General features: G+C 62.9%; 21 protein-coding genes. 9 read left to right on the forward strand and 12 right to left on the reverse strand.

Annotation, left to right across the window (positions count from 1 at the left end; translation table 11 throughout):
- The 3 genes from B5V02_RS25650 to B5V02_RS25660 form a co-directional block, all read right to left on the reverse strand.
- A complete protein-coding gene (locus B5V02_RS25650) occupies positions 1–567 on the reverse strand; it encodes a DUF6101 family protein (protein WP_111546853.1) in 567 nt (188 codons plus the stop codon).
- 185 nt (positions 568–752) lie between these two features.
- On the reverse strand, positions 753–2,183 hold the full coding sequence (locus B5V02_RS25655; RefSeq protein WP_111546854.1) for an FAD-binding oxidoreductase: 1,431 nt from the start codon (positions 2,181–2,183) through the stop codon (positions 753–755).
- Positions 2,184–2,192: 9 nt separating this feature from the next.
- The gene (locus tag B5V02_RS25660) at positions 2,193–3,167 is read right to left on the reverse strand and encodes an L-threonylcarbamoyladenylate synthase (protein ID WP_167458663.1); all 975 of its coding nucleotides are present in this window, start codon (positions 3,165–3,167) and stop codon (positions 2,193–2,195) included.
- A gap of 178 nt (positions 3,168–3,345) precedes the next feature.
- On the opposite strand from B5V02_RS25660, the gene B5V02_RS25665 reads away from it, so the two are divergent.
- Both B5V02_RS25665 and B5V02_RS25670 read left to right on the forward strand, forming a co-directional pair.
- Positions 3,346–3,852 (forward strand): hypothetical protein, encoded by a 507-nt coding sequence (locus B5V02_RS25665; protein ID WP_111546856.1) that lies wholly within the window; start codon positions 3,346–3,348, stop codon positions 3,850–3,852.
- A gap of 153 nt (positions 3,853–4,005) precedes the next feature.
- A complete protein-coding gene (locus tag B5V02_RS25670) occupies positions 4,006–4,395 on the forward strand; it encodes a hypothetical protein (protein ID WP_111546857.1) in 390 nt (129 codons plus the stop codon).
- A 177-nt stretch (positions 4,396–4,572) separates the two neighbouring features.
- Here the strand turns inward: B5V02_RS25670 and B5V02_RS25675 are convergent, their stop codons facing one another.
- Entirely contained in the window at positions 4,573–5,274 is a 702-nt protein-coding gene (locus tag B5V02_RS25675; RefSeq protein ID WP_111546858.1) for an alpha/beta fold hydrolase, read from the reverse strand.
- A gap of 106 nt (positions 5,275–5,380) precedes the next feature.
- On the opposite strand from B5V02_RS25675, the gene B5V02_RS25680 reads away from it, so the two are divergent.
- Positions 5,381–6,307 (forward strand): LysR family transcriptional regulator, encoded by a 927-nt coding sequence (locus B5V02_RS25680; protein WP_111547187.1) that lies wholly within the window; start codon positions 5,381–5,383, stop codon positions 6,305–6,307.
- Positions 6,308–6,492: 185 nt separating this feature from the next.
- Here B5V02_RS25680 and B5V02_RS25685 read toward each other — a convergent pair whose 3' ends face one another.
- On the reverse strand, positions 6,493–6,807 hold the full coding sequence (locus B5V02_RS25685) for an ATPase (RefSeq protein ID WP_111546859.1): 315 nt from the start codon (positions 6,805–6,807) through the stop codon (positions 6,493–6,495).
- A 108-nt stretch (positions 6,808–6,915) separates the two neighbouring features.
- Positions 6,916–9,294 (reverse strand): glycine--tRNA ligase subunit beta, encoded by a 2,379-nt coding sequence (glyS, locus tag B5V02_RS25690; RefSeq protein ID WP_111546860.1) that lies wholly within the window; start codon positions 9,292–9,294, stop codon positions 6,916–6,918.
- Positions 9,295–9,728: 434 nt separating this feature from the next.
- On the opposite strand from glyS, the gene B5V02_RS40810 reads away from it, so the two are divergent.
- The gene (locus B5V02_RS40810; protein WP_167458664.1) at positions 9,729–9,905 is read left to right on the forward strand and encodes a hypothetical protein; all 177 of its coding nucleotides are present in this window, start codon (positions 9,729–9,731) and stop codon (positions 9,903–9,905) included.
- A gap of 2 nt (positions 9,906–9,907) precedes the next feature.
- On the opposite strand, the gene B5V02_RS25695 is transcribed toward B5V02_RS40810, so the two are convergent.
- Entirely contained in the window at positions 9,908–10,828 is a 921-nt protein-coding gene (locus B5V02_RS25695; protein WP_111546861.1) for a glycine--tRNA ligase subunit alpha, read from the reverse strand.
- Positions 10,829–11,070: 242 nt separating this feature from the next.
- On the opposite strand from B5V02_RS25695, the gene B5V02_RS25700 reads away from it, so the two are divergent.
- Entirely contained in the window at positions 11,071–11,532 is a 462-nt protein-coding gene (locus B5V02_RS25700) for a GNAT family N-acetyltransferase (protein WP_111546862.1), read from the forward strand.
- A 103-nt stretch (positions 11,533–11,635) separates the two neighbouring features.
- On the opposite strand, the gene B5V02_RS25705 is transcribed toward B5V02_RS25700, so the two are convergent.
- The 5 genes from B5V02_RS25705 to B5V02_RS25725 all read right to left on the reverse strand — a co-directional run bounded on the left by B5V02_RS25705 (position 11,636) and on the right by B5V02_RS25725 (position 16,666).
- Positions 11,636–13,411, reverse strand: a complete 1,776-nt coding sequence (locus tag B5V02_RS25705; protein ID WP_111547188.1) for a tetratricopeptide repeat protein — start codon at positions 13,409–13,411, stop codon at positions 11,636–11,638.
- A gap of 236 nt (positions 13,412–13,647) precedes the next feature.
- Positions 13,648–14,091: a DUF1284 domain-containing protein gene (locus B5V02_RS25710; protein WP_111546863.1), complete on the reverse strand. Its 444-nt coding sequence runs from the start codon at positions 14,089–14,091 to the stop codon at positions 13,648–13,650.
- Positions 14,088–14,681 carry a biotin transporter BioY gene (locus B5V02_RS25715; protein ID WP_111546864.1) on the reverse strand — a complete coding sequence of 198 codons (594 nt, stop codon included), beginning with the start codon at positions 14,679–14,681 and terminating at the stop codon, positions 14,088–14,090. Before B5V02_RS25715 ends, B5V02_RS25710 begins: the two co-directional genes overlap by 4 nt.
- Before the next feature lie 192 nt (positions 14,682–14,873).
- Entirely contained in the window at positions 14,874–15,542 is a 669-nt protein-coding gene (locus B5V02_RS25720; protein ID WP_111546865.1) for a GntR family transcriptional regulator, read from the reverse strand.
- Between the two features lie 107 nt (positions 15,543–15,649).
- Entirely contained in the window at positions 15,650–16,666 is a 1,017-nt protein-coding gene (locus B5V02_RS25725; RefSeq protein ID WP_111546866.1) for a polyprenyl synthetase family protein, read from the reverse strand.
- Between the two features lie 178 nt (positions 16,667–16,844).
- Between B5V02_RS25725 and B5V02_RS25730 the strand changes: the two genes are divergently transcribed.
- From B5V02_RS25730 to B5V02_RS25745, 4 genes are all read left to right on the forward strand, one after another.
- Positions 16,845–17,069 carry a putative signal transducing protein gene (locus B5V02_RS25730; protein ID WP_015318845.1) on the forward strand — a complete coding sequence of 75 codons (225 nt, stop codon included), beginning with the start codon at positions 16,845–16,847 and terminating at the stop codon, positions 17,067–17,069.
- Complete coding sequence (locus tag B5V02_RS25735) at positions 17,069–17,869, forward strand: tRNA1(Val) (adenine(37)-N6)-methyltransferase (RefSeq protein WP_111546867.1); 801 nt, start codon at positions 17,069–17,071, stop codon at positions 17,867–17,869. Before B5V02_RS25730 ends, B5V02_RS25735 begins: the two co-directional genes overlap by 1 nt.
- 79 nt (positions 17,870–17,948) lie before the next feature.
- The gene (locus B5V02_RS25740; protein WP_111546868.1) at positions 17,949–18,809 is read left to right on the forward strand and encodes a S49 family peptidase; all 861 of its coding nucleotides are present in this window, start codon (positions 17,949–17,951) and stop codon (positions 18,807–18,809) included.
- 140 nt (positions 18,810–18,949) lie between these two features.
- Positions 18,950–19,135, forward strand: a complete 186-nt coding sequence (locus B5V02_RS25745; protein WP_013896713.1) for a membrane protein — start codon at positions 18,950–18,952, stop codon at positions 19,133–19,135.
- The last annotated feature ends 14 nt before the right edge of the window (positions 19,136–19,149 follow it).

Below are 19,149 nucleotides of genomic sequence, written 5' to 3' on the forward strand. Positions count from 1 at the left end.
TCAGTCTCTCGAAATGATCTCCTGGCCGTCGATGACCAGCCTGAGACCGAGATCGCCGGCCCTGCGGCGAGCAAGGAAACGCGGACGGCGCATGGTCGAAACGCGGCCCTTGCGGCGATCCTGCGGCGGCAGCGTCTTGATGGCGGCGCCGAGCGATTCTTCCAGGGTGCGGGCGACGCCGTCCGATTCGATCAAGAGCATCGGCAGACGGTAGGCGTCGGCCCAGGCGCGCCAGTCTGCGGCGACATCTTCGAGATCATCGGCAACCAGCAACGGCACCGACAGCATCGGATCGTTGTGCAGGAGTTCCAGGGTCACCGTGACATTGCCGTCCGGATCCTCCATCGCACGGGCGGCAACGCCGCGAAACGCATTGGCAGGCAGCGCGATGATCGCCGGCAAGCCGCTCATCTCGAGCATGCGGCGGATCACAGCGCCGCGCTTGTCGATGGTAAAGGTCACGTCGCCGTAGTCGTCGCGCGTGGCGTAGCTTACCGCTTGCGGCAGGCGGAATGGGTCGAGACGCATGTTGCGTCCCGCCCAGACTGGCTTCAGTCCGGTGTTCATAGAGTGCCTTCCTGTCTGTCTCCTGAGAGCCGGTGTCCGGTTCTCTCCGGGCCGGTTTTTCCAGCCTCGTTTGTGAGCAGACAGTAGCGCGGGCTCCTTACCGCCCCGCTTAAGAAAGTCGGTTAAATTTTGCTGATCTCAGGGATGGTTATCGGAATGCCACCAGCCACCAGACGTTGAAAGGATCAGATAACCTTACCGGGATTCATGATACCGGCCGGGTCGAAGGCAGCCTTCACCCGGCGCATCAGGTCGATCGCCATCGGCGGCGCGGTGGCGATCAGTTCGTCACGCTTCAACTGGCCGATGCCATGCTCGGCCGAGATCGAACCGTGCAGGCTGCGCACGACATCATGCACCGCCTTGTTCATGGTGTGATAGAGAACGAGAAACGCCTCGTCGTCGCCGTCGACGGGCCGCGAGATGTTATAATGCAGATTGCCGTCACCCATATGACCGAAGCAGACCACGCGGGCGCCGGCACTGACCGACGCCACCGCGCCGGCGGCCTCTTCGATGAGGCGTGGGATCATTGCCACCGGCACGGAAATGTCATGCTTGATCGAAGCGCCCTCCGGTTTTTGCGCCTCGGGCAGCAGCTCGCGGAAATTCCAGAAGGCGTCGCCCTGGCCAAGACTTGCAGCGATGACGGCATCGCCGACGAATTCCTGTTCGAGGCCAGCCGAGAGCACGTCCTCGATCAATGCTCTCGAATCCTCCGATGAGCGGCCGGACGAAATCTGCATCAGCACGTACCACGGCCAGTCCTCCATCAGCGGCCGCGTCACACCCTGGGCATGCGCCAGCGTGAAGTCGTACGGCCGCTTGCCGATCAGTTCGAAGGCGGTGAGCGCTGCTCCGGCGCGGTCCATTGCCAGGCTGAACAGGGAAAGCGCGGCTTCCGGCGATGACAGACCGACGAACGCCACCTCGCGCCCCTTCGGCTTCGGGAACAGCTTGAGCACGGCGGCTGTGATGACGCCGAGCGTTCCTTCGGCGCCGACGAACAGGTTCTTCAGGTCGTAGCCGGTGTTGTCTTTCTTCAGCTTGCGCAAATCGTCGAACACCTCGCCTGTCGGCAGCACCACTTCGACACCGAGGCACAGTTCGCGCGCGTTGCCATAGGCAAGCACGCCGGTGCCACCGGCATTGGACGACAGGTTGCCGCCGATCTGGCAGGAGCCTTGCGCGGCCAGCGACAGCGGAAACAACCGGTCGACGCCATCGGCCGCTTCCTGCAGCGTCTGCAGGATGACCCCAGCCTCGACCGTCACCGTGTTGGACAGGACATCGATCTCGCGGATGCGGTTCAGCCGCGACAGCGACAGCACGATCTCGCGGCCTGATTTGTCCGGCACCTGGGCGCCAACCAGCCCGGTGTTGCCGCTTTGCGGCACGATCGGTGTTCCCGTCTCGGTCGCCAGCCGCATGATCTGGCTGACTTCCTCGACGCTGCCCGGCCGCAGCACCAGCGATGTCGCGCCATGCCAGAGCCCACGCCGCTCGATCAGGTAAGGCGCGATATCCTGCTCGCCGCGCAGCGCGTATTTGTTGCCGACGATCGCCGCGAAGCGATCGATGAGAACGGGATCGAGCTTTTCTGAAATTTCGGTCATGTGGGAAAACTATGTTGCGGGCTGTGTGTTGTCACGAGGGGCGGCGGCACGCGAGAGGCGATCGTTGATCGCCTCGCCGAGACCGTCGAAGGGAACCGGCTCGACGGCGATGGTCCGTACGCCGCTGCGATCAAGATCCTGCATGTAGGCGAAAAGGTTGCTCGCCGCTTCGCGCAGGTCGCCCGTCTCGGACAGGTTGAGGAAAGCGGCGGCGTGTCGCCAGCCTTCGGCTCGCTGGCTGCCGAAGCCGAGCAGGGCCTCGCCCTTATTGACGGTCCCGGCATTGAGCCGCATCGCAGCACCCGGCGCATAGTGCGAGGCAAGCATGCCCGGCGCCTCGACGCCGGCGGCACCGCCGCGCAAGAGCTCCATGCCGATGGCCGCCTCGATCTCTTCGGCGGCGATGCCGCCGGGCCGGAGCAGCCGCAGCCTTGCGCCTTCGGCCTTGACGATGGTCGATTCCAGCCCGACCGGCGTCGCCCCGCCATCGACCACCAGCTTAATCCGTGCGCCGAGATCTGCCGCCACCGCTTGCGCCGTCGTCGCGCTGATCTTGCCGGATGAATTGGCGCTGGGTGCTGCAAGCGGGCGGCCGAGGCGGGCTATCAAGTCGCCGCCAAAGCCCCTTGGCATGCGCAGGGCAATCGTATCGAGTCCGGCCGTGACCAGCGGATGGATGCCGTTGCCGGGCCGCTGCGGCAGCACCAGCGTCAGCGGACCGGGCCAGAACGCACGCGCCAGTTTTTTCGACAGCGGATCGAACAGCGCAATGCGTTCGGCCATGGCCATGTCGGCGACATGGGCGATCAGCGGGTTGAAGCGCGGCCGTCCCTTGGCTTCGAAGATGCGCGCCACACCGATGCCGTTGGTGGCGTCGCCGGCAAGCCCGTAGACGGTTTCCGTCGGGATGGCGACGACATCGCCGCTCTGGAGCAGCGCCAGCGCCCGCTCCAACGCCTCGCCGACGGCAAGTATTTCAGCCACTCTCGTCACCTCGCAGATGCCGGCTGCGTAGTACGACGGCGGCTGTTGGGCAAGTCGGCTGTTAGGCAAGTCGGGGCATTGGCGATTTATCAATCCCTAAAATGCTATGTTTCCACGAAAGCCAGCATCAATTCCGGTCCGCTACTGTGCGGCTTCTGGGCAAAGGGGAGCGATCATCGTGTCTGTGCGTATCCTGCTGGGGATTGTTCTTGCCGTGACGACCGGCGGGGCCCAGGCCTCGTCGCTGGTTTTTCCCGGCGCGCCCTCCTCGACGCCATCCATCATCAAGCTCGACGCCGCCAAACCGCTGAAGACCGCCGACACCGTCAAGGCCAGCAATGTGCAATCGGTGGTGGGGCTCGGCGAGGCGCAGCCCGACGTCACCTATGAAAAGGTATCGGCGATCCCGGACAAGCCCGAGGCCAGGCATGGCTTTGAGCAGAACCCAATGATCATTCGCGGCGGCGTCGTCGGTCCCGCCTTCTCGGCGCCGACGCCAAGCGCCGCCCCTGCGACAGCCGCAGCACCAGAAACGGGCACCGCGCCGGCGACGGGGACCGCGCCGGCAACGGCTACCGCCTCCGCCGCCCCTGCGGGAGATGCCGGGACAAACTCGGCCTCACCACCGAACGCACCCGCACAGGCAGCAACCCAGCCCGTCCGCAGGGTCAGCAAAGCCAAATAGAGGCTGGACTGCGACTTGACTGCGGTCTGGCGCCCGGCGCACCATTGGCAGGCAAACCCGTTCCGGTTTTTCGCCGCTGGGTGCCACTGTCCGAATTTCGTCAAGCGGCCACGGTAGACGGGATTTTATCGTTTAGGGGTAAGGGGGGTGATCATGAGAAAATTCAAAACCGTCACTGCGGCCGGGCTTCTGCTGGCGTCGTCGCTTGGTGCCGGCACGGCTCATGCCGACGACATGCTGGGATCCTATGTCGCGCGCATTTCCGATCGGGATCATCAGGCGAGTGACGGCTATGCGCTGGAGAGCGCCGCGCAAATGGTGCGGCAGGACCGTGCCAACTGGCACAAATTCCACCGTCGCGACAGCGACGATGAGGGTGATGGCTGGTTCAGGACCAACGACCAGCGCGCCGACTTGCAACGCATGCTCGAGCGCTCCGGCGCCATGAGCTCCTCGACCAAGCGTGCCATCGTCAATGGCGAGCCGCTGATCCAGGTCGACGTCTACGAAAACAGCGTGCGTGTCAGCATTCTGGAAAACTGAGAAGGCTAGCATCTGACAGAAAAAGGGCGGCGCGTTACAGGCTGTGTGAAAAGTCCTGGAGCCTTAAGCACGCGCACATCCCTCCGAAGGGGGAGCGCTTTGGAGTTCCGCAACGCTTCGCACGAGCAGGAGAGACCGCCCTGCGGCAGTCTCTCCACATCCGTCGGACGGCTGCTCTCAACCGTTTTGAACAGCAGCTACAGCTTTCCGGATTACGTCGATGACGACGGCGGGCTGGGAGAGCATCGGCACGTGGCTGCTTGCCACCTCGGTGACGGTCGCTCCCATGCGCTTCGAAACCCAGCGCTGGAGATCGGGATGCACGGTGTGGTCTTTCGTAGCCAGCACATACCAGCTCGGCTTCGACTTCCACGCAATGCGATCCGCGCTCAGCTTCTGCTGGTGGAACAGATCGAAGACGGGTGCATAATGGGTGGCCCAGACGAGCTTCTGCTCTTCCGCCGAGAGGTCGCCGGCGAAGAACTCGGTGCCGTTTGGAAGCATCCAGGCGCGCCCATCCGCGACCTCGACGCGAGAGAAGATGTCCGACGGATACTTGTCGAGCTGGTCTTGCACAGTCTCGCCGACATCCGGGGCGACGGCGGCGACGTAGACCAGGCCGATCACGCGCTCATCGACGCCCGCAGCCGTGATCGTGGCGCCACCGTAGGAATGGCCGACGAGGACAACCGGGCTGCCGACGCGGTTGAGCGTGCGTTTGACCGTCGCCACATCCTCTTCGAATGAATCCAGGCCATATTGGACAGCAATCACCTCGTGTCCGTCCGCCTGCAGTGCCGGGATCACCTTGCTGAAGCACGAACCATCGGCCCAAATGCCGTGGCAGAACACGATGGTAGGCTTGGATGCTGTAGACATTTTGCTTTCTCCTTCTTTGACCTTAGCGCGAAGGTAAATCTCCCTTCTATCGGTGACAAATACCTTGTACGTTCGACCTATGCCTTGGAGGTATAGTGAGGACCCGATGGAACTCCGCCATTTACGCTATTTCATCGCGGTTGCCGAGGAAGGCAGCTTGTTGACCGCTGCCCAGCGGCGACTGAACACCTCGCAGCCGTCGTTGAGCCGGCAGATTCGCGATCTCGAATCTGAAGTCGGCGTACAGCTATTGGAGCGGCAGGCGCGCGGCGTTGTGCTTACCGCTGCGGGGCGCGTTTTTCTGGATCACGCTCGGCTGGCACTTCTGCAGGTCGAGGCTGCTACCGAAGGCGCCCGGCGGACGGCACAGCCGAAAAGGCCCGTACTTGCTATGGGGTTTCTGGTTGGGCTGGAGGTCACGTGGCTACCTCACCTATTGCGCATGATCCGCGAGGAAGCACCGGAGATCGAAGTCACGCTGTGTAGTCAGTCCTCCCCGGAGCTCGCTCTTGCGTTAATGCGCGGGAAGTTGGACGTAGCCTTCCTTCGCCCCGAGAAACAGAGCTTGGGCCTATCCTTCAAATTGTTAGCGAAGGAGCCTCTGATCGCCGTGCTGCCGGCAGGCCATAGCTTGGCATCGCGCAAAAAGATTCGGCCGCAGGATCTTGCCCGCGAAATTTACGTCAGCTCGGCGAGAACGTCTCCGGTATTGCAATCTGTGATTCAGGATTACGCATCAAGGGCCGGGATCACGCTCAAGGCAAAGTACGAAGGCGAGAACATATCGTCGGCAATGTCGCTCGTCGCGTCCACGGGCGGAGTTACTCTTGTCCCGCTTTATGCGCAAAATATGCTGGCACCAAACGTTGTTGCCAGAGCGCTCGAGGGTGTGCCTCCGACAGTTGATCTCACTCTGGGATACAACGAGGCAAATTCCTCTCCCTTGCTCCGCCGACTTTTATCTCGTGCGGATGAATTGGTCGAAAACGTGCAAAATCAGAGCATCATCCGATACGCTGAAGCTCTACAATAGGTGTCGCACGCGGAGATGGGGCGTCAGGAATAAGCGCTCTGTTAGCGCGACGAAATCGTCTAGCAAGGCCGAGCTGAGACGAGGACGATTCTCGAAGAGGGACGGTGCCCCTTGAGATGAGGCGCCGATGTTTTCACAAGCCTGGTTAGCGCCGCCCTGCCATCGATAGACTGAGCAGCTGAAAATCAGGCGGCTTCTTCCTTGTCGTCGTCTTCTTCGGATTTCTCGTCGTCGCCTTCAGCCTTCACGCTGTCATCGGCGTCGTCTTCGTCCTCATCTTCGTCTTCGTCTTCGTCTTCATCGTCATCCGAGAGCGTGGCGGCTTCGGCGTCGTCAGACTCTTCGCCTTCTTCATCGTCGCCATCTTCGTCATCCGACAGATCGGTCGCTTCGACCGTGGCGGCAGCGGCATGGTCGAGGGCGGTTTCGGAAGCGGATTCAAGCGCCTCGGCGGGAGCCGGGGTTTCTTCTGTCACTTCGATTTCGTGATCGGAATTCATGGAAGCCTCCGTGGGTTGGGGAACATGTCCCTTTTGCCACGGAGAGATCATCGTCATATGACTGTAAGCCGGCTCGAACGGCCGGCCAGCAGAATTTTTTCCAGCGTATTAGCCGGCGATCTTCGAGAAATCCGCGACCTGACCGGTGGCCGCGCGGATGCGGGCGAGCAGCGCCAGGCGGTTGGCGCGCACGGCCTGGTCCTCATCATTCACGAGAACATGCTCAAAGAATGAATCAACCGGCTCACGCAACACGCTAAGCGCCAGCAGGGCACCGGAAAAGTCTTCGTTTTGAATCGCTTCGCCGGCTTGCTTCTCAGCCTGATTCACCGCCGCAAACAGCGACTTCTCGGCACCCTCGCGAAACGGCGCCGGCTCAACAGTTTTGGCGACCGCCGTTTTCTTCTTCTCCTCGGCAGCCAAAATGTTGGCTGCACGCTTGGCGCCGGCGAGCAGATTCTTGCCGTCCTCGGTGTCAAGGAAGGAACCAAGTGCCTCGACCCGGCGGACGATCTGGAGAAGGTCGTCGGACTGCGGCGTGATGACAGCATCAATGAGATCGTGCCGGGCACCCTGGTCGCGCAGGTACACCTTCAGGCGGTCATGGAAGAAGGCGAGGAGGTCAGCGATGAATGGCGACAGCGATGCCTCCAATTCCATCACACGCTGGCCATCGAAAAACTCTCGTTCCTGATCGGCGGAGCCAAAGGCCTCTGAACTTGCTTTGGCCAGCCCGCCCTTCAACAACCTGGAGATCAAGCCCGCTTCCGACAACAGCTGGCTTGCCCCCTTGTGGTCGCGAATACGGGAATCGAGCATCGCGACCACACCACGGCTCTCAGCCCCGTCGCCCAGTCGTTCATATGTGGCGAGCGCCGAGGAGACTGCCGCTGCAATGGCGACGCCCAGGGAAAGCGTGATCCTGTTTTCCAGTATGATCCTAACCACACCCAGCGCCGCCCGACGCAGCGCATAGGGATCTTTTGACCCTGTCGGCTTTTCGTCGATAGCCCAGAAACCGACCAGCATGTCGAGCTTGTCGGCAAGAGCGACAGCGACCGACACCGGATCGCTCGCCACGCGGTCGGAAGGGCCTTGCGGCTTGTAATGTTCTTCGATGGCTGCGGCCACAGACGGATGCTCGCCCTGCAGCAGCGCGTATTTGCGGCCCATGGCGCCCTGCAGTTCGGGAAATTCGCCGACGACTTCGGTGGTGAGATCGGCCTTCGCAAGGACAGCGGCGCGGCGCGCCAGCGTGGGATCGGCACCGACGATCGGCGCCAATTCCTCGGCGAGCCTGGCAATCCGCTCCACCCGTTCACCTTGCGTGCCGAGCTTGGCGTGGAAGGTGACGCCGAGATGGTCGAGGCGGGCCATGCGCTGGTCGAGCGGCTTCTTCAGATCGAGCCCGAATTTTTCCGCCGATGCCTTGAGCTCACCCAGATCCGGCAAATCGCCCTGGTCGGTCGTCCAGAAATAGAGCGCGTCGGACAGGCGGGCGCGCACCACCTTGCCGTTGCCGTGGGCGATCTCCTTGCCGCCATCCTTGGCCTCGATGTTGGCGGTGAGGATGAAGCGATTGGAAAGATCCTCGGCAGCACCCTGCGGACGCGTCACAAAGCATTTCTGGTTGGCGCGGATGGTCAACCGGATCACTTCGGCCGGAATGGCCAGGAAAGCCTCCTCGAACTCGCCCATCAGCACGACCGGCCATTCGACGAGGCCAGACACTTCCTCCAGCAGCCCGTCGTCCTCGACCAGGTCGAGCCCGTTGGCGAAGGCAAGATTGCGGGCGTCGGCAAGGATGATCTCCTTGCGCCGGTCGGCGTCGAGCACGACCTTCGCCGCTTCCAGCTTGGAGACATAGTCGTCGAAGCGGCGCACCGTAATGGCATCGGGCGCATGGAAGCGGTGCCCATAGGTGATGTTGCCCGAGCGGATACCGTCGATCTCGAAATCGACCACCATCGGCTCCTCGGTCTCCGGGCCGAAGGTGCACAGGATCGACTGCAGCGGCCGCACCCAGCGCAGCGAGCCGGGCTTGGCCGAGGCCGGCCCCCAGCGCATCGACTTCGGCCACGGGAAATTGCGAATAATGCCCGGCACCAGTTCGGCGATGATCTCTTCCGCCGCCCTGCCCGGCTTCGAGATGTGGGCGACGTAGAAATCGCCCTTCTTCGGGTCGGAGTGGACATGCGCCTCGGCGATCGACGAAAGCCCTGCCTTGCGCAGGAAACCTTGCACCGCCTGTTCGGGCGCTGTCGTCGATGGCCCCTTGATCTCCTCGCTTATATCCTTCGAGCGCGCGGTCAGACCCCTGATATCGAGCGTCAGACGCCGCGGCGTCCAGTACTCGCGTGCCGCCTCATAGGTCAGCCCCGCCTCGACCAGACCGTCGGTCAGCACCTTCTTGAGATCACCCGCCGCCTTGCGCTGCATGCGGGCGGGGATTTCCTCGGAGCGAAGTTCGAGCAAAAGATCCGGCATCAGAGTTTCTCCACCCGCATGCCTTCTTCCTGTTTGCACGTCCTCGCGCCTCCGACGCTGCGGGCGCGCGGCTTGGCAGGGATTTCCTCGGAGCGAAGTTCGAGCAAAAGATCCGGCATCAGAGTTTCTCCACCCGCATGCCTTCTTCCTGTTTGCACGTCCTCGCGCCTCCGACGCTGCGGGCGCGCGGCTGGGCGGGGATTTCCTCGGAGCGAAGTTCTAGAAGCAGGTCAGGCATTGGGGTCAGCTCATGCGGGAGAGTGGTCCGCGCGGGGCATAGCAACTCGGCTGGCCGCTGTCACCCTTTCCGGAAATTTTGACCGCCCTGTCGGGACGAGGCGATCCCGCTCGTCCTTGGATCAAAGATTTCCATGAACCGAATGCAGCGCTGAAGCGACCCACGCTCAGGCAGGGAACTATTGGCTGAAACGACCATGAAAACGGCATCCAGACTTCTGCAGATCCTCGCGCTCAGCGCCTGCTTCACCGCGCAGGCTCACGGCGCTTTCTCGATGCCGGGTGTGAGGCAGGCATTGCGGACAATGGCTGGCCCGAGCGGCCAGATCCTGTCGCCGATCAACGCTTCCCTCGACTTGATGAAGCGTGCCTGATTTCAGGCCGCCAGTCCGCCAGCCTGGGTCTTCAAAAACGCCTCGCCGCAGGCCTTCGCCAGATTGCGCACCCGCAAGATGTAGCTCTGCCGCTCGGTGACCGAAATCACGCCGCGCGCGTCGAGCAGATTGAAGACATGGCTGGCCTTGATGCACTGGTCGTAGGCAGGGAAGACCATGCGGTGCATCGGCAGATTGTCGTTCGACGCCGGCGCACCGGCATCGAGCAGCGCCTTGCATTCGGCCTCGGCGTCCTCGAAGTGGCGCAGCAGCATCGCCGTGTTGGCATATTCGAAATTGTGACGCGAATATTCCTGCTCGGCCTGCAGGAAGACATCGCCATAGGTGACCTTGTCGGCGCCTTCGCGGCCGTTGAAATTGAGGTCGTAGACGTTGTCGACGCCCTGCACATACATGGCCAGCCGCTCCAACCCGTAGGTCAGTTCGCCCGCCACCGGTGCGCATTCAATGCCGCAGACCTGCTGGAAATAGGTGAACTGCGACACTTCCATGCCGTCGCACCAGCATTCCCAGCCAAGGCCCCAGGCGCCCAGCGTCGGGCTTTCCCAGTCGTCCTCGACAAAGCGGATGTCGTGCAGCAGCGGATCGACGCCGATCGCCGCCAGGGAGCCGAGATAGAGCTCCTGCAGGTTCGGCGGATTCGGCTTCAGGATCACCTGATACTGGTAATAATGCTGCAGCCGGTTCGGGTTCTCGCCATAGCGGCCGTCCTTGGGGCGGCGCGACGGCTGGACATAGGCGGCGTTCCAGCGCTTTGGCCCGAGTGCCCGCAGCGTCGTCGCCGGATGAAAGGTGCCGGCGCCGACCTCCATGTCGTAGGGCTGCAGGATGACGCAACCATAGTCCGCCCAGTAATTGTGCAAGGTCAGGATCAGCCCCTGGAACGAGCGGCTGGGATGCATATGAGCGGGGATTTCAATCGTCGGGATTTCATTCGTCACGGGGGCCTCGACAGCAAAGGCTAGCTTGCCGGCACGTCCTAGAGACCCGGCGGCGAGGCGTCAAGCAAGGCGCACCGGCGCGGACGCGGGGAGCATGCCGATGATGTGAAAGCTTTGCGAGTGACTGGCCCATTGCCGGCCATGGCAGCCTGCGGTCTGCTCGACGCCGGTATCGTCCCATGTCAACCACAACAGGCTCAGCCATGCCCAGCCCGATCGTCATCCGTCCCATCACGCGCCAGGATTTCGAGCAATGGCTGCCGCTGTGGGACGGTTACAATGCATTTTATGGCCGCTCGGGCGAGACGGCTCTGGCATGCGAGATCACTGCGATGACATGGTCGCGCTTCTTCGATGCCTATGAGCCGGTGCATGCGCTGGTTGCCGAGAGCGAGGGACAGCTTCTCGGCCTCGTGCACTACCTCTTCCACCGCAGCACGACAGCGATCGCGCCGAATTGCTATTTGCAGGACCTTTTCACCACAGAGGCCTCGCGCGGAAAAGGCATCGGCCGGGCCCTGATAGAGGGCGTTTACGACCGTGCCCAGGCTGCCGGCTCAGGCCGGGTGTACTGGCTGACGCATGAGACCAATCACACGGCGATGAAGCTCTACGACAAGGTCGGCGAACGCTCCGGCTTCATCGTCTACCGGAAAATGTTCTGAGGCCGTTCCAGCGCACTGGCGCGTGTTGAGTTTTTGGACGGATGGACGTCCAAACGAAAACGGGGCTCCGAAAGAGCCCCGTTTGCATTCAAGAAACCTATTTTCATCCCTTCGGGGCGGGCACCGGCTCGGGCTTGACCTTCGGGGTTTCCTGCGCCGTGTTGGATTCGATCGGCGGCAGGCCCTTCATCAGCTTCTGCTGCAAGGTGGCCAGCACATCGGGATCCGGCTTCAGGTCGCGCGCCTGGTTCCACTGGAAGGTGGCTTCCAGCTTGCGGCCGACGCGCCAGTAGGCATCGCCGAGATGATCGTTCAGGACCGGATCTTCCGGCTTCAGCGACACGGCGCGTTCCATCTCGCGCACCGCGTCATCGAACCGGCCGAGGCGGAAATAGGCCCAGCCCAGGGAATCGACGATGTAACCGTCGCTCGGCCTGAGATCGACGGCCTTCTGGATCATCGCCAGGCCTTCCTTGAGGTTCGTATTCATGTCGACCCAGGAATAGCCGAGATAGTTCAGCACCTGCGGCTGATCGGGGAACAGTTCCAGCGCCTTGCGGAAATTCGGCTCGGCCTTGGGCCATTCCTTCAGCCGCTCATAGGAGATGCCGCGCTGGTAGAAGATGTTCCAGTTGGCGGCAGTCGGCGTCTTCAACACCGTGACTGCCTTGTCATAGAGATTGGCGGCCGAGCGGAAATCATCCTTCGACGAATAGACGCCGCCGAGCGCCAGGTAGGCGCGCATGTCATCGGGATGCGCATCGACGAACGCCTTCAGATGGGTGATCGCCTCGTCCTGGCGATTGAGATCGGCAAGGTTGAGGCCGAGCTGCAGGTCCGAAAGCTCTTTCAACGGCGAAGAGTCGGGGATGCGCCGATAGAGCGCGATGGCGCCCTCGCCGTCCTTCAGCTGCTCGGAGACGGCGGCGAGTTGCACCAGGGCTGCGTCGCTGTCAGGCTTCAGGGCCAGGGCATATTGTAGATAGAGGCGGACGAACGGCTCGCCGCCGCCGCGATTGAGCGCCGTGGCGAGATCAAGCAGGATCTCCGACGCACCGTCCGACGGGCCAGCAGCGAACGGCGCAATCTTGTCGCCCTTGCTGATCTTGTCGCGCAAGGCGACGATTTCCAGCTTGCCCGGCGCAAACGCCTCGGCCTGATCGAGCACCGACAGCGCCTTGTCCTTTTCGCCCTTGCGGGCCAGGAACGACGCGTAGGCCTGCGCATTGCGCATCCAGGTTTCGGGAGCCGCACCACCGGCGGCAGTATCCTGCATCGTCGCGGTGTAGATCGCCTCGGCCTTTTCGGGCATACCGGACGCATCGGCGATCAGCGCGCGATGGAAGGACTTGAACAGGCCGAACCAATCCGGGCCCTGGAGCTTGTCGATGGAAGCCATCGCATCGGAGGCTTCGCCGGCGCCTTGTTCGGCCCAGCCGGACATGACGCCGGAGATCAGCCGGTCGAGATCGGATTCCAGCGACAGCTTGAGCCAATACTGCGCCTTGGTGAAATCTTTCTTGTGGAAGGAATCGACCGCCAGCGCCAGGCGCGAGAAGCGCTCGACATCGGGAACTTCCTTGAGCTTGTCGGCATAGACTAGGGATTCGTCGAAGCGCCCTTGAGCGATCAGCGACAGCATCAGGCTCTGCTGCAGGCCGGTGTCGCTCGGATCGAAGGCCAATGCCTGCTTGTAATAGGCGATGGCGCTGTCGAGGTCGTTGTCGCCTTCGGCGATCCGGGCGGCCAGATAGGCCCCCGAGAACGACGTGATCCTGACCGGTTCGGTGGTTTGCTTGGCATAGGCCGGCAGAGCCGAGATCGCCATGCCTGTCACAATTGCCAGCCTTGTCAGCCAGCGCGCACGTCCTTGCTGCATCGTATCCCTTTCAGCCAGGCGCCATCTCCGCATCAGCGGGATCGACGTAGACTCGATCTTTCCGGGCAAAGCATGGCCTTTTTGGGGTCGCGCTTCAATCCGCCTCGAATTCACAATCCGGGCACCCGATTAACAAACCATGGCGACAGGGACAGTTTTCCGTTTTCGAATCCGGCCATGCCCCTGCGCGGAGCCGAACATATCACAGATGCGACCGCGAGACACCGTCGCCGATATCAGCGCTTGCCTGGCAAGGCAGGCCGCCGCACCTGCGTGTCGCGATAGCCGTCGGCCGCAACCGCGCTGCACAGCCCATTCCACTCGCAGCCTCCGCAAGCCTTGCGCACAAGGCCGGCTGAAAATGCCTGCCGCATCCGTGCCAGGATTGCCGCAACGAGATCGAGACGGACGCCGGCCTGGATTGGCCGCGCCAGCAGATCCGCCACGTCCTGTGCCGCCAGTTGGTCTCGCTCGGCGGCGCTGTCGCGCAGGCAGTGCGGTTCCGGCTCGTCGAGCAACGGGGCACAAACGTCGTCCGGGCCGGAAACGAGGAGGATGTCCTCGCCCCGACTCAGGCGCTCCGCAATCCCGTCATAGTTGGCGGTGAAGGCGGGGGTATATCCCTTGCCCACATAGGTGAGCAGGCAAAGGAGGTGATGGGCGCGCAGCCTGATCGTCACGGATTCGCCGGTTTTGCCTTGCCGCCGGGAAGAGCCATCAGTGTCGCAGCGCCGAGCGCCGACTTGAGCAGACCGCCGAGGAGAAAAGGCATGAACCCGAAAGTGATGGCCTTTTCAACACCGATCATGACGGCGAGCCATGCCGTGCCGAGAACAAGGCATGCAAGGTTGCCGAGCAGCATGGCGGCGAAGGCGAGCATCACCCGGTTGCCGTTCCAGCCGCGTTCGGCCAGCCAGCCGACAAGCGCGCCGACAAGGGGAAAGGCGAAGAGATAACCGCCCGTTGGTCCGACGAAATGCGACAAACCGGCTGCTCCTCCAGCCAGAACCGGAAAGCCGACCGCGCCCTCGACCAGCCAGGCGGCAATGGTGATGGCGCCAAGCCGCCAGCCATAGAGCGCACCGATCAATGTCACGGCGAAGGTCTGCATGGTCACCGGAACCGGCACCATCGGCACTTCGATATAGGAGGACAGCGCCAGGAACAGCGTGCCGAGCACGACGGCTCCAACCTGCCAGCCGAGAGATCGACCTTGAAGCCGGAGCGGGCTGAACGACGGATTGTGGGACGAGAACGCGACGTCTGACATTGGGATTCCTTCGATCGATTGCAAATTATAGATAATTTCTGTTTTCGATCTATTATCGAATCCACAATTCCCTTGGGATAGCAAGCCCTCCCTTTGCAAAGGCGGTCAAAAGCGCGGCGCGGCGCGCTTTTGACCGTTGTTTTTTATCCATGTCGTTCTCCCAAAACCGGGACCACTTTTGGGCGACATGCATCAACCCACGATGGCAAAGGCTTCGCGTGTCGTCCCTGAAGCCGTCCTGACCGGCTTGCGACCAATCCACTGGACATGCCGCCCCAGTGTTGCCGCGGCCGATTCGGTGTTTCCCTGCCGCAAGGCGGTGAGTATTGCGCGATGGTCCTGGTCGGTGCGCGTCTCCCACTCCGAGCGCCATGCCGCAAACAGGAAGCGGGCGCTCGCCGCGTGCAGATCGTCGATGGTGGCAAGCAGGCGCGGCATGCCGCATGGCGCCAGGATCAGCCTGTGGAAGGCGCGGTTGGCTTCTTCCCACGACCTGACATCGCGGGACTTGTCGCCGGCCTTGGTCGCCTCTTCGGCCAGATCGAGAATGGCGGATGTCAGGTGCGGCGCGGCATGGCGCAGCGCCAGCACTTCAAGTGCCGCCCGCATTTCGGCGACCTCCTTGACCTCGCCCAGATCGAAAGACGCGACACGCACCCCACGGCGCGGCTCACCGACGGCCAGCCCTTGCGCCTCGAGACGGCGGAAGGCCTCGCGCACTGGCACATGGCTGGTTTGGAATTCCTCGGCGATGTGATCCTGCCGAAGCCGAGCCCCGGGCTCGATCGCGCCCGAGATGATGCGGTCCGCCAGTACCTTGCTGATGCGGACGGCGATGGTGTCGTCTGTGCCCTTTGCCATGTTTTATAGATAATTTGAGGCGAGGCAGCTTGTCGAGACGGCAAGAACGGGATTCGCGACCTTCCTCGCCACAATAGGCCAGAGGGAGCCGGCGAAACGCCAGCCGCTCAGTTCACCCGGCTGATGCAGAAATCGATGACGTCGATCAGCGCCGATTTCTGCGGCGTCGCTTCCAGCGGCGCCAGCGCATCGCGGGCGATCTCGCCGAAATGGCGGGCGCGCCCGATCGTGTCGGCAATGGCGCCGTGGCGGGTCATCAGGCCGATCGCCTTTTCCAGGCCGGCGTCATCGGTGACATTGTCCTCGATGGCGCGCTTCCAGAAGGTGCGCTCCGCCTTGGTGCCGCGCCGGTAGGCGAGAATGACCGGAAGCGTCACCTTGCCCTCGCGGAAATCGTCGCCGACATTCTTGCCCAGATCCTTGCTGGTGCCGCCATAGTCCAGCGCATCGTCGATCAGCTGGAAGGCGAGACCGAGGTTCATGCCGTAGGAGCGCAGTGCTGCACGGTCATTGCGGGTGGCCTGGGCGATGACCGGGCCGACCTCGGCAGCGGCGGAAAACAGCGCCGCGGTCTTGGCCTTGATGACGGCGAAATGCTCGTCCTCGGTAGTTTCGAGGTTCTTGGCGGCGGCAAGCTGCATCACCTCGCCCTCGGCGATGATCGAGGCCGCACTGGACAGGATGTCGAGCGCTTCAAGCGAGCCGACATCGACCATCATGCGGAAGGCCTGGCCGAGCAGGAAATCGCCAACCAGGACGCTTGCCTGGTTGCCCCAGATCATGCGGGCGGTCTTCTTGCCGCGCCGCATGCCGCTCTCGTCGACGACATCGTCGTGGAGAAGCGTTGCCGTATGCATGAATTCGACTGCCGTGGCGAGCTTGACGTGGCCCTCGCCGGCATAGCCGAACATCTGCGCGGCGGCGAGCGTCAGCATCGGCCGCAGCCGCTTGCCGCCGGACGAGATCAGATGGTTGGCAACCTCCGGAATCATCTCGACGTCGGAGCCGGCCTTGGACAGGATCAATTCATTGACGCGTCCCATATCGGTCGCCGTCAGATCGATCAAATCCTTGATGGAGGCGGGTTCCCGCTTCCCGTTTTCGATGTTGAGAACGACACCCACGACAATCACTCCCGTCTTGGTATAACGCGTGCGACGGCACCCTTAGTCCCTGCAGGGACTCTAGGGCGGCAGACACGGCCACGGCAAGTGGCGAATTGGCGCGGCGGCGATAACAGCCTGTCAACCGGGAATCCGCCTGCCCGTTTACATATGCGCCGCAAACTGAGAGTTTCGCCCGATGATAGAGCTCATTCGCACCAACGACGCCGTCATCATCTCCTTTGTCGAATCGCTGATGCGCGATGCCGGCATCGGCTGCTTCGTCGCCGACCAGAACATGAGCGTGCTCGACGGCTCGCTCGGCATCCTGCCGCGACGCGTCATGGTCGACGCCGACCAGGCCGACGCGGCACGGCGCATCCTGACGGATGCCGGCATCGCCAACGAGATCCGCGGAAAATAATGTCCGCCGCGCCGGCCACCCTTGCCCCGGACACGCCGGCCCATACGGTCGATGCTTTCCATCGCGGCCGGTTCTGGCTCGTGCAGCCCAAGCAGGGCGGCCATCGCGCCGGAATGGATGCGATGATGTTGGCGGCGTCCGTGCCATCCTCCTTTGGCGGACGTCTCGCCGATTTCGGCGCCGGTGCCGGCGCCGCCGGCCTGGCGGTGCTGTCGCGCTGCCCGCCGGCCGCGGCCGTGCTTGTCGAACGGGCGCCGGAAATGGCCGCTTTCGCCGCGGCTACCCTGGCTCATCCCGGCAATGCCCATCTCAGCGATCGTGCCTCGGTGCTCATCGCTGATGTCACCGTATCGGGCCGGGCGCGGGCGGCGGCCGGCCTCGCCGACAATGACTTCGATTTCGTCATCATGAACCCGCCTTTCAACGCCGCACGGGACCGCGCCACGCCCGATCGCCTGAGAAAGGAAGCCCACGTCATGGAAGACGGGCTGTTCGAGCACTGGATCCGCAGTGCTGCCGCTGTGGTCAGGCCGCGCGGCGGGCTTGCCGTGATCGCCCGGCCCGAGCAGCTTGGCGCCATTCTCGATGCGATCGCCGGCCGCTTCGGCGATGCCGAGATGCTCGCCGTCCACCCTCGCCCCGACGCGGCAGCGATCCGCATCGTCGTCCGGGCAGCGCTCGGGGCGCGGGGGAAGCTCGCCATCCGGCCTCCCCTGATGCTGCGCGCGCAATCGGGCGACGGCCCTGATGAGCGCAGCGAAATGATCACCAACGGCCTCGCCTCGTTGTTCGGAGATTGAGCTATTCTTACCGGCCACATTGCCGTTGGCCGGGGAATCCCTACATGCCTGCAACCCATCGACCGGAGATCGCGCCCTCGTGAAACGACTTATCAACCGCCTGCTGCCGAAATCCTGGCGCTCCACCGTCGTCACCATTCCGGTCATCCGGCTGCACGGCACGATCATGTCGGGCGGCCAGTTCCGGCAGAATCTGTCGCTGGCCACGACCGCCGGTCTCATCGAGAAGGCGTTTTCCTACGACGCGCCGGCGGTCGCCATCTCGATCAATTCGCCGGGTGGCTCGCCGGTGCAGTCGCGGCTGATCTTCAAGCGTATCCGCGACCTGGCGACCGAGAAGAACAAGAAGGTGCTGGTCTTCGTCGAGGACGTCGCGGCATCGGGCGGCTACATGATCGCGGTCGCCGGCGACGAGATTTTCGCCGATCCGTCCTCCATCGTCGGTTCGATCGGCGTGGTCTCGGCCTCGTTCGGTTTCCCGGAACTGATGAAGAAGATCGGTGTCGAGCGCCGTGTCCACACCGCCGGCCAGAACAAGGCTGTGCTCGATCCGTTCAAGCCGGAGAAGAAGGAAGACGTCGAGCGCCTGAAAGCGCTGCAGCTCGAGGTGCACGGCACGTTCATCGACCTCGTCAAGGAGAGGCGCGGCACGAAGCTTAAGGACGATCCGGACCTGTTCACCGGCCTGTTCTGGACCGGCATGAAGGGCCTCGAACTCGGCCTGGTCGATGCGCTCGGCGACATGCGCACGGTGCTGAAAACCCGTTTTGGACCGAAGACCCAGCTCAGGCTGATCACGGCGCCGCGCGGTTTCCTCGGCCGCTTCGGCCTGTTCGGCTCGAGCAAGGGCTTTTCGGCGCCCGATATCGCCGCGGCAGCCGCCAGCGGTGTGATCGATGCGGCGGAAGAGCGCGCGTTGTGGGCACGGTTCGGGCTTTGAAAACCCGGCAAAACCGTCTAGCATGAGAGCTTGAAGTCTTATGCATGTCGTTTTCCCAAAACCGGATCCACTTTTGGGCGACATGCATCAACCGACCCGACCGGCCGCCTTCGCCGGCCCAGCGTGGGAGGAGTTTTGGCATGCCGCAGATCATTTTCTTCACCGTCGTTGGCGTCGCCGCCTATTTCGGCTATCGCACCTTCGTCCGGGAAGCCGAGCGCGTGACCGCCAAGGTGCGGCGCACCGAAAAGCAGGCGGCTAATGGCGCCATGGGTACGCTGGTCAAGGATCCGAAGACCGGCGAATACCGGCTGGCCAAGGACTGAGCATCATCCCGCAT

This window comes from Mesorhizobium kowhaii (assembly GCF_003253745.1).
Taxonomy (GTDB): domain Bacteria; phylum Pseudomonadota; class Alphaproteobacteria; order Rhizobiales; family Rhizobiaceae; genus Mesorhizobium; species Mesorhizobium kowhaii.